Origin of the sequence: Lentzea roselyniae (genome assembly GCF_039537795.1) — a bacterium.
Lineage (GTDB): Bacteria > Actinomycetota > Actinomycetes > Mycobacteriales > Pseudonocardiaceae > Lentzea > Lentzea atacamensis.
In genome coordinates this window covers 213118-222910 of record NZ_BAABBE010000015.1, presented here as the reverse complement: position 1 = coordinate 222910, position 9793 = coordinate 213118, and the positions used below count along the sequence as shown (strand labels likewise).

General features: G+C 68.2%; 9 protein-coding genes and 2 tRNA genes. 5 read left to right on the top strand and 6 right to left on the bottom strand.

From position 1 onward, the window contains the following. Positions 1 to 327: 327 nt before the first annotated feature. Complete coding sequence (locus tag ABFX45_RS27035; RefSeq protein ID WP_233439635.1) at positions 328 to 801, bottom strand: nitroreductase family deazaflavin-dependent oxidoreductase; 474 nt, start codon at positions 799 to 801, stop codon at positions 328 to 330. Between ABFX45_RS27035 and ABFX45_RS27030 the strand changes: the two genes are divergently transcribed. The 4 genes from ABFX45_RS27030 to ABFX45_RS27015 all read left to right on the top strand — a co-directional run bounded on the left by ABFX45_RS27030 (position 800) and on the right by ABFX45_RS27015 (position 5587). Then, on the top strand, positions 800 to 1765 hold the full coding sequence (locus tag ABFX45_RS27030) for a lycopene cyclase family protein (protein ID WP_346132740.1): 966 nt from the start codon (positions 800 to 802) through the stop codon (positions 1763 to 1765). The two genes, ABFX45_RS27035 and ABFX45_RS27030, sit on opposite strands and share 2 nt — an antisense overlap. A 42-nt stretch (positions 1766 to 1807) precedes the next feature. Continuing rightward, complete coding sequence (locus tag ABFX45_RS27025) at positions 1808 to 3481, top strand: GGDEF domain-containing protein (RefSeq protein ID WP_109637920.1); 1674 nt, start codon at positions 1808 to 1810, stop codon at positions 3479 to 3481. A gap of 82 nt (positions 3482 to 3563) precedes the next feature. Next, positions 3564 to 4700, top strand: coding sequence for a carboxylate-amine ligase (locus ABFX45_RS27020; protein ID WP_346132738.1), 1137 nt, complete (start codon positions 3564 to 3566; stop codon positions 4698 to 4700). Between the two features lie 86 nt (positions 4701 to 4786). After that, positions 4787 to 5587 (top strand): SAM-dependent methyltransferase, encoded by an 801-nt coding sequence (locus ABFX45_RS27015; RefSeq protein ID WP_346132736.1) that lies wholly within the window; start codon positions 4787 to 4789, stop codon positions 5585 to 5587. A gap of 7 nt (positions 5588 to 5594) precedes the next feature. Here the strand turns inward: ABFX45_RS27015 and ABFX45_RS27010 are convergent, their stop codons facing one another. Genes ABFX45_RS27010 through ABFX45_RS27000 form a run of 3 tightly spaced genes read right to left on the bottom strand, consistent with a single transcriptional unit; the run spans position 5595 to position 8790 of the window. Beyond that, complete coding sequence (locus tag ABFX45_RS27010) at positions 5595 to 6425, bottom strand: UbiA prenyltransferase family protein (protein WP_346132734.1); 831 nt, start codon at positions 6423 to 6425, stop codon at positions 5595 to 5597. Further along, positions 6413 to 7516, bottom strand: a complete 1104-nt coding sequence (locus tag ABFX45_RS27005; RefSeq protein ID WP_109638000.1) for a cytochrome P450 — start codon at positions 7514 to 7516, stop codon at positions 6413 to 6415. Before ABFX45_RS27005 ends, ABFX45_RS27010 begins: the two co-directional genes overlap by 13 nt. After that, positions 7513 to 8790 (bottom strand): prenyltransferase/squalene oxidase repeat-containing protein, encoded by a 1278-nt coding sequence (locus ABFX45_RS27000; protein WP_346132732.1) that lies wholly within the window; start codon positions 8788 to 8790, stop codon positions 7513 to 7515. The genes ABFX45_RS27005 and ABFX45_RS27000 overlap by 4 nt, the downstream gene beginning before the upstream one ends. A gap of 147 nt (positions 8791 to 8937) precedes the next feature. On the opposite strand from ABFX45_RS27000, the gene ABFX45_RS26995 reads away from it, so the two are divergent. Then, positions 8938 to 9348: a CBS domain-containing protein gene (locus tag ABFX45_RS26995; RefSeq protein ID WP_109637915.1), complete on the top strand. Its 411-nt coding sequence runs from the start codon at positions 8938 to 8940 to the stop codon at positions 9346 to 9348. A 247-nt stretch (positions 9349 to 9595) separates the two neighbouring features. Here the strand turns inward: ABFX45_RS26995 and ABFX45_RS26990 are convergent. Next, positions 9596 to 9670, bottom strand: a tRNA-Val gene (locus ABFX45_RS26990). Between the two features lies 1 nt (position 9671). Continuing rightward, positions 9672 to 9748 (bottom strand) — tRNA-Ile (locus ABFX45_RS26985). Positions 9749 to 9793: the final 45 nt, after the last annotated feature.

The following is a 9793-nucleotide window of genomic DNA, read 5'->3' as shown; positions in this document are numbered from 1 at the left end:
AGACGGAATATGTCTGGCAATCTGGTAAAACTACTCAAAGGAATACTCCTGACGAGGAGTATTCATATTACTGACTGTGTTATCGGCACGCTGTTGAGTTCTCAAAGAACACGCGCTCACCGGATCCGATCTCCGTTTCCGGAGAGTTTCACTCGGGGCTTGTGTTGCTGAAGCTTATTTTGTCCTGCTCGCCGGTGTCAAATCGGCCTCTCAGAGGCCCTTTGTCTTCCGGCTTGTGCCCCGCTCGTTCCGGTTTTGATTTCCGGCCCGTTCCGCGCTGGCAGAGAGAACATTACACCGGGGTGATTCGATCTCAAAATCGGGGGGTCACCTAGGCCCGGCACCGCCGTTGACCTGCAGGTTCTCGACGCGGAACACCGGGTGGCGGTCGGCCTCCGCCTCGAACGCCGAGACCGGGCCACCGACGCGTGCGTCGAAGAATGGCCTCGTCACCGGCTCCTTCCGCGCGTAAGCGGCCAGCACCGGCGCCGCGACGGCAGCGGAAACCTCCGTCAAACGCACTCGACGTGACCTGCGTCCCCTTCGCACGACCGCCTCGCCGGCGGCCCGTGCGTTGTGCACCCAGTCGCGAACTCCGTACGGCGCGACGAACCACTCCTGCCCGTCGTGACGCATCAGCCTGATGGGGATCGTGCGCTCCACACCGCTACGCCGCCCGCGGATGGACAGCAGCACGTAGTAGGAGGGCGCGATGCCGAGCTTCACGGCGCCACTGATGGCGACGTTGCCGACGCGGCGGATGAGGGTCGTGCGGTAGGTCTTGGCCACAACGTCAATCATGGACCTTGTGCTCGACGTGCTCGTGATCGGTGGTGGCCCGGCCGGCCGTGCCCTGGCCCGCGCCTGCGCGCAACAAGGCCTCGACACCGCGCTCGTCGACCGTCGTCCGCACCGCGTCTGGACTGCGACCTACGGCGCGTGGGCCGACGAGCTCCCACCCGACACCCCGGTAGCCGCGACAAGCACCGTGGTTCGCGCCTACGCGCGCGAGGAGCACCTGATCCCACGCACCTATGTCGTGCTCGACAACGCACGCCTCCATGAGCTGCCCGATGACGTGAAGGTGCTCCAACGCCCAACGGAAGCGCGCTACACGTTCAACGCCACCGGTGCGCGCAAGGGCCGTGCCGAGCAAACGGCGGTAGGTACGGTCATCGAGTCCGACAGCACCGAGACGACGTTGATGGACTGGCGCAACGGCGACACGTTCCTCTACACGGTCCCACTCGGCGACAACAAAGTCCTCGTCGAGGAGACATGCCTCGCCGGTCGGCCGGGGGTGCCACTCAGCGAACTCCGCCGCAGACTCCACGCACGGCTGGAACCCGGCCAACGAGAGGAACGCGTCCGCTTCCCCCTCGACGCACCTCGGCACAAGGACCTCGCGTTCGGCGCGTCAGCAGGCTTCATCCACCCCGCGACGGGCTACAGCGTCGCCACCTCACTGGCGCTCGCCCCGAAGGTCGCCGAGGCCGTCAAAGCCGGCGACGACCCGAAGCACGTCATCTGGTCCCGCAAAGCGCGCGTCGTGCACGCCATGAGGCGGTTCGGCCTCGAGGTGCTGCTCCGCCTGGACGCGGACGAGACCAGGGACTTCTTCGAGCTGTTCTTCCTGCTCCCGCCGGAGCTGCAGCGCGCCTACCTGTCCGGCCGCGAGGACGTACGCGGTACGTCCGCCGCGATGGCGAAACTGTTCCGCGCGGCACCGTGGCGCCTTCGCGCCAAGATGATGAACACCTGGTGAACCCTCTTGGAGCTGCGCGTTCGTCCCTGCACGATCTGAGACGTGCCCGCTTTGCTGGATGACGTCAGGTTCGCCTTCCAGCCGCTGTTCAACCTGAACACCGGGGGCGTCGTGGCGGTGGAGGCTCTGGCCCGGCCGCACGACGGCAGCGTGCAGGATCTCCTCCAGACCGCCTTCCAGGCGGGACTGCTGACCAACGCCGATGTCGGACTCGCCTGCCGTGCCGTGCGCTCGGCAGCCGACCACGACCTGCTGCTGCCGTTGCACATCAACCTGCTCGCGATCACGGTCGCGGACAGGCCCGAGGTCATGAGCCCCCTCTACGGCGCGCTCAGGGATGCCCGGCGCACGCCGGACAGCATCGTCATCGAGGTCGGCGAGCCGTACTCGCGGGCCAACCGCGCCCGGCTCGCCCGCGGCCTCCAGACGTTGCGGAACAACGGCTTCCGCATCGCACTCGACTGCGTGGGCGAAGGCGACGTACCGCTCGGCCTTCTCACGAGTGCCTCGCCGGACTTCATCAAGCTCGACCGCGAGATCGTGCGCACGTTGCCCGACGACGCAGCGCGGTGTGCGCTCGTGCGGTCGTTGGTGCACCTCGGCGAGTACACGGGCGGTCAGGTCGTGGCCGAGGGTGTGGAGACCGAGGCGCAGCTGACGTACCTCCGCAAGCTGGGCGTGGGGCACGCTCAGGGCAACATGCTCGCGCCACCGCAGCGAAGACCAGCGGTGAACGCCCGCATCGCTCCAGAGGCTGTCACGGAGACCGGGGAGATCCGCAGGCACGCCGGCCCCAGGGTGACGGACTTCCTGCACCCCGCCACGACGTTGCCCGAACACGCCACGAGCGAGGAAGTGCGCGAGGTGCTGGCGAGCCAGCCGACGGTCACGGGCGTGGTGCTCGTCGACGACGAGGGGCGCCCGAAGTGGTCGGTGGACCGCAACCGGTTCCTGCTCGCGGTCACCGGGCCGTACGGGCACGCCCTGCACGCCAAGCGCGAGGCGGCGCGGCTCGCGGACAAGCCGCACATCATCGGCACCGAGGCGTCGGCGCTCGATCTGCTCGACGTGGTGGCGCATGCGAACCGTGAGCGCACCAACGACGACCTCATCGTCGTGGACCACAACGAGCGGTGCATGGGTGTTGTGCGTGTTGCGGACGTGGTGCGTGGTGTTGCCGAGCTGAAGGTGGAGCAGGCGGCCGCGCTGAGCCCGCTCACGCGCCTGCCCGGCAGCGACGCGCTCGCGAAGGAGGTCGACCGGCGCATCGAGGCCGGCGAGATCTTCGCGGTGTCGTGGCTGGACGTCGACAGCTTCAAGCAGGTCAACGACACCGTCGGGTTCGCGGCCGGTGACGACCTGATCCGCGAGATCGGGCACGACCTGGCCGAGCTCGCGAACGCGTTTCCCGGCGTGCAGGTCGGGCACGTCGGTGGCGACGACTTCCTGATCCTCGCCGGGCTCGACGAAACGGTGCCGTTGTCCGCCCGTTTGCTCGACAAGCCGTACACGGCGGAGGGACGACACATCACCCTCTCTCTTGCGACCCTTATCTGTGCCGCGGGGTCAGTGGGGTCGTATCGCGAGGTGTCGCGGTTGCTGGCACCAGTCAAGGAACACGCGAAGTCGCTCACCGGGTCGAGCTGGGTCATGGGACGGCCGGGCAGCGAACGACGCGATGTGCTGAGGGGTGCCGCGCAACGCGCGGTGAGTTGAGAAGTACAACCAAACGCCTCCTGTGCGACGACCTGATCACTCATAGCATCGAGGTCGCTACTCAGCGCACAGGAGGTTCGGCGTGCAGGTCGGCAGCAGAACTCAATCGGTACCCGCGCAACGCACGAGCATCGACGGACTCCTCACCGTTGGGGTGGAAGAAGAATTCGTTCTCGTTGAAGCCTCCACCGGCCATTTGGCCAACCGCGCCAACGAAGTGCTCACCGGCGCCGACCGCTACGAGGTCGACCTGCAGCCGGAGATCGCGCAGTACCAGGTGGAATCGGCCAGCGGGATCTGCACGGACATGACCGCGCTGCGCGACGAGCTCGCGGTCGCGCGCCGGGCGTTGATCGAACGGGCTGCGCGCCACGACGCGCGACTGGTCGCGACCGGAACTCCCGTGCTGGGGCTGACGATGCCCACGCCGCTGACGGACTCCCCGCGCTACCACCGGATGGCGCAGGAGATGGGCGCGCTCACCAACGACCTCGCGATCTGCGGCTGTCACGTGCACATCGGGCTGCCGGACGACGAGTCGAAGATCTTCGTGAGCAACCACCTGAGGCCGTGGCTGCCGACTTTGCTGGCACTCGGCGCCAATTCGCCGTACTGGCTCGACGGCGACACGGGTTATGCGAGCTGGCGCTACGTGGTCTGGAACCGTTGGCCCACTTCGGGTGCGCCGCCGCACTTCGACTCCGCGGCCGACTACTGCGCGGCACGGGACGAGATCGTCGCGAGCGGTGCGGCGATGGACGCCGGAATGCTCTACTGGGACGTCCGGTTGTCCGCGCACCACCCCACGCTCGAACTGCGGGTGTCGGACGTCGCGCCGACGGTGGAGGAAGCCGTCCTGATGGCCGCTCTCGTGCGCGCGATCGCCTCCACCGCACTGAGTTCCGGTGCCGCGCCCGTACCGATCCCTCCGCACCTGCTGAAGGTCGCGATGTGGCGTGCCGCGCGCGATGGCCTGGAGGGCTTCGGCATCGACCCCGTGACGGCCTCGCCGACACCCGCGTCGGCGATCGCCGCGTCGTTGCTGCGGTGGGTGCGGCCCGCGCTGGAGTTCGCCGGCGACTACGAGATGGTCAGCGACGGCCTCGACCGGTTGCTGCTCGACGGCGCGGGTGCGGCACGCCAGCGGAGGGCGTTCGCGCGGCGCGGAAGGCTGGACGACGTCGTGGGATTCCTTGTCGCGCAGACTTCACCGGTCTGACGAACCTCCAGGTGATGTTCACTCGATCGGGTACATCTCGGGTCGGCTTGGTGCCACTCCAAGCCTGGATCCGGTAGTTAGTCCCCGTGGCCACCCCCATCTGGGCACCGGGAGTGAACGGCCCGGAGAAACCCAACACCGCGCGAGTCAGGGACTACTGGCTCGGAGGCACCCACAACACGGAGGCCGACCAGGAGCTGGCGGCCCACCTCGTGTCCGCGGCGCCGCACCTGCCGTACCTGTGCCGGACCCACCGCGAGTTCCTGGGCAGGGTCGTCAGCCGGCTGACGAGGCTGGGGATCCGGCAGTTCATCGACCTGGGCTCCGGGCTGCCCACCACGGCCAACGTGCACCTCGTCGCACCCGACGCGCGCGTGGTCTACGTGGACATCGATCCGGCGGTGGCGAGCCAGGGGCGCGAGATCATCGCGGACAACCCACAGGTCTCGTACCTCTGCGCGGATCTGTGTCAGCCGGAGAAGGTGCTGGACTCGCCGGAGGTCCACACCACGCTGGACCTGTCGGAGCCGGTCGCCGTGCTGGTGCTGGACGTGCTGCACTTCGTCCCGGACAGCGCGGAACCGCACAAGGTGCTGGCCAAGTACATGGACGCGTTGGCACCCGGCAGCTACCTCGGGCTCTCGCACACGTGCCGCGACCCGTTCATGCTGGCCGCCGTGGGACTTTTCGGCTCGATGTACGGCGACCAGCCGTTGCCCACGTTCACCTTCCGGTACCCCGAGCAGGTCGTGCAGTTCTTCGACGGCATGGAGATCCTTTCGCCGGGGGTCGTGCCGATTCCGTTGTGGGAGCCCGATCCCGACGAGATCCCGGACCGCAATCCCGAGAACTTCCAGGGATGCGGCGGCCTGGCGCGCAAGATCTAGTGCCGCGCTAGGCGAGCAGCGGGATCGCGGCCAGCACGATCGTCGACACCACGGCCATCGACATGCCGTAACGCAGCTGCTGCCTGGCAGTCGGCAGGTCGCGCGCGAGCAGGAACGCCGAGCACGCGGTGACGCCCACCACCGCCCACATCAGGCCGAACCTGAACCACAGACCTCCGCCGACCAGCAGCAACCCGCCCACGGTCAGCTGGGTGGTCGCGTTGACCGCGTGTCTCGTGCCGTACAGGACAGCGGGTGTTCTGGACCCGACGTGGGCGTCGCCGGCGCGATCGGGGACCGCCCACCACAGCGCCCGGCCGGTCGCGAGTGCCGCGACACCGGAGAAGACGAGCCACACCGCCGGGTCTGCCCGGCCGCCGGCTGCCGAATAGGCCGTCACGGCCGGCAGCAGACCCGCGGCGATCGCCAGCACCACCGGGCCGGAATAGCCGCGCCGCTTCAACCTGACCGGTTCGAGGTTGTACGCCAGGTAGAGCACCAGGATCAGCCCGACACCGACCGCCACCCGCCACGACACGGCGATCGCCAGTGTCTGCGCGAAGATCATCTCGAAGATCGCCAGCGCGAGGACCCTGTCCGCGCCGACCTCCCGCACGGCCTGCGCGAGATGGCGCTTCTCCGCGGTGTGGACGTCGTTGCGGAGATCAGCGTAGGCGTTGAGCGGGTTGCCCGAGATGATCGCGACGAAGTTGGCCAGCACCGCGATCACGACGGCGAGGTCGAATCTCGTTGCGTAGCAGGCACCCCAGGCGGCACAGCACGCGTAGTGCACGCCGAAGGGGTGTTCCAGGCGGTGGAGGTGGGTCAGCGCCGACAAGTGGCCACCATCGCGAGGCTCGGCGGTGGCGCCATCGCGGCGCCCCGCAACTGGGGTGTGCAGGAGCGGGGTGTGTTCAGCCTGATCCGCCGGTGCCGCAGCAGGGCGGTGACGATCATCCGGATCTCGGTGAGCGCCAGGTCCTTGCCGGGACAGTGGCGCACTCCCCCGCCGAACGGGAAGAACGCCCCGGGCGGTGGTGGTTTCCTGGACGGGTCGAAGGTGTGCGGGTTCTCGTACGTCGCGGCACGGCGGTGGGCCAGGTAGATGCTCGGGGTGATCACCATGCCGTCGTCGCTCATCCGGTTCCCCGCGAGCGTGGCCGGCGGGGACAGCCTGAGCGACTCGGTGATCGCGGCGTCGAGCAACGTCTCGTCGGTGAGCAGTTGTTCGGCCAGTCCCGGCGTGCGGTCGATCCAGTACACCGTCCAGGCGGTGGCGCTCGCCGTGGTCTCGTGACCGGCGAAGAGGAGCGAGACGATCTGGTCGCGCAGGTCGTCCGGTGGCAGGCAGGCCGCCAGTGCCGGTGGTTCGGCGGACCTGGCGCGCTGCAGGAGCAGCCGGTCGAGGTGCGGGTCGAACCTCGTGGTGCCGGGCGTGAAGCAGCGGTGGGCGAGGGTGCGGACCCTGCTGCCGAGGCGGCGGTCGAGCCAGCGGGTGAACGCGGTGAGCAGCTCGTCGTCGTCCACGCCGAAGATGATGCGGCCCATGATCCTGAGCGTGAGTTTCCGGGTCCAGCCGGCGAGGCTCACCGGGTCACCGCTCGGCAGCTCGGCCAGGGAGCGCTCGACCATCTCGCCGATCAGGCCGTGGTACCGGCTGCCGCGCAACACGGGTGCGAGGGTGCGGCGGTACGCGGTGTGCTCCTCGCCGTCGAGCCACAGCACGGAACGGTTGCCCAGCAACGGGCTCAGCGTGCGGCTGGGTGGGTGGCGCAAGGCGCGGTCGTGGCGGAACAGCGCGGCCATCACGTCCGGGTGCCAGACGAGCCAGCGCCGGTCCCTGAGCTTGACCAGGCCGTCCTCGAAGTCCCCCACGGAGTCCAGGAACTCGATGAGCTGCAACGCGAACCTCAGCTCGGTGCGGTTCACCGGCACACCACGCACGCGAGGTGGAGCGCCGCCATACCCTCTGCCCGGACGATTCTCGTTGGGGTGTAAAGGTCTTTGTCGTGCCACAGCGGCGGGTGCTCGCGGTCTCCCCAGTGCTGCATGAACTTCGCGCCGCGGGTCACCGCCTTGCTGACGTCCCGGTGTGAGTGCGACAGGATTCTGATGGCGTAAGCCGTCTCCTCGTAGGTGCCTTCCCACCTGCCCCACGAGCCGTCGTGCCGTTGTGTCCGCAGCACCCAGTCGACAGCCTTTTCGTCGCCTCGCAAGGCGTTCGTGACGCACGCGGTCGCGTAGTAGGGCGAGGCGTGCCACTTGTCCCGCCAGAAGCCTTCTGGTTCCTGCATGTCTCGCAGCCACTCCTCCAGTTGCCGGTCGTGGCCGAGTGCCTGGAGCGCGTGGGCGTTCGTGCTGGTCGACGGGGTGCGCTCGTGCGGGAAGCAGGCGAAGTGGCGGGCTTCCCGGTAGCGCAGGAGGGCTTCCGCGGAGCGAGGGCTGTCGCACAACGCGAGCGCGTGCAGTGCGGTGGCGGTGTCGTCGGCGTCGGCGGGGAGTCCTGGTCCGCCGGCCGCGCCTTCCCTGCCGAACGCGGCTTTGATCTGCTCGACCATCGGGTCGGGGACGTCGAGCCCTGCGGACTTCAGGGCGACGATGATCCAGGAACGTTCGAACAGGGGGACCGGAACACCAGCGGGAACGGGACCTCGGTGCCTGCGCTGGACGGCTTCGAGGTAGTCGAGGCCGGGACCGGGTCTGGGGCCTCGCAGCTGGACGGCGGTGGCGGCGGGACTGGCGGCGACGATGCCGCCGACGGAGGTGACCTCGGGACGGGGACCGAAGATTTCCAGCGTGTGCCAGAGCTTTTCCGGCAGCGGACGCCGTCTCAGCGCGTGCAGCGGACGCGGGTCGAGCGGCGTGCGCAGGCCGAGTCTCTCGGCGAGCGCGGGCACGATGAGCTCGACCGCGACGGTGTCCGGCAGCTTGAGCGGCAAGCTGAGCAGCCTGCGCAGCGCCTGAAGACCTCTGCGTGCGGCCGGGTGCCCCTGGAGAGCGTCGACGGCACTGAGCGTCGGAACCAGCGCGTACTCACCGGGCCCTCCCCAAGTGCCGTCGGGGTGCTGACTGTCGAGGAGGAAACGGACTCTGGCTTCGTGGCCGGTCAGCCACGGTGCCAGCGCGACGAGCCTGCCGGTCTCGTACACAGACGGTGTAATGCCACTCCAGGGATCGTCGGTCAGTTCCGCTAACAGGTCCATCGCGGCCCCCGGAGATAGCAACTGCGTAACCGTAGGACCACAGAGAGTAGCACTCTGGGCCGTTGAGCCCGCAAGACTTTAGGCCGTTCAGAGAACCACACTGCAGGGTGGTTTAGCCGGGCGGATCCTGAGGAAAGGAGGTGGGTCATGACAACAGCGCGCGAAATCATGCATCCCGGTGTCCGCTGCGTCGACTCCGACGCGAGCCTCGTCGAGGCCGCCCGCATGATGCGGGATCTCGACGTCGGATCACTGCCGATCTGCGACTCCGACGACCGGCTGCGCGGCATCATCACCGACCGCGACATCGTGATCAGGGCAGTCGCCGCAGGACTCGATCTGGCCACCACCCGCTGCGGTGAGTTCGGCGGCCACGTCCACTGGGTCGACGTGGAGGACTCGCTGGAGCACGTGCTGCAGACGATGGAGGAGAACCAGATCCGGCGCGTGCCGGTGATCGAGAACGACCAGCTGGTCGGGATGGTGTCCGAGGCCGATCTGGCGAGGCACCTGCCGGAGGAGCAGCTGGCGGAGTTCGTGGAGCGGGTCTACGCCTGAACGCCGTGTTCGAGGTAGCGGGTCTCTTCCAGTTCCCTGGCTCGCAGTGCTTGCGTGATCCGGCACGCGAGTCCGGGGACCAGGCGGTGCTCCGCCGTCGAAGACGAACAGGATGCGATCCTCGCCGTTGTGCGGGGCCCAGTCGATGACCAGGACCCGGCCGGGTTCTCGTTGCAGGCCAAGCTTCCTCGACCTCGCGTCGGCAGGCTTCGACCGGGGTCTCGCCGTGCCCGCGTGGCGCGAAGGGTGGTCGTCCGGCCAGGTTTCGAACCTGGGACCCTCTGTTTGTAAGACAGATGCTCTTCCGCTGAGCTACCGGACGTTGGTCGTCCCGCCAGGACTTGAACCTGGGACCTACCGCGTATCAGACGGACGCTCTCTCCAGCTGAGCTACGGGACGGGTGGAAGACGAGGGTGTCGAACCCTCCACGGCGATCTTGCAAGG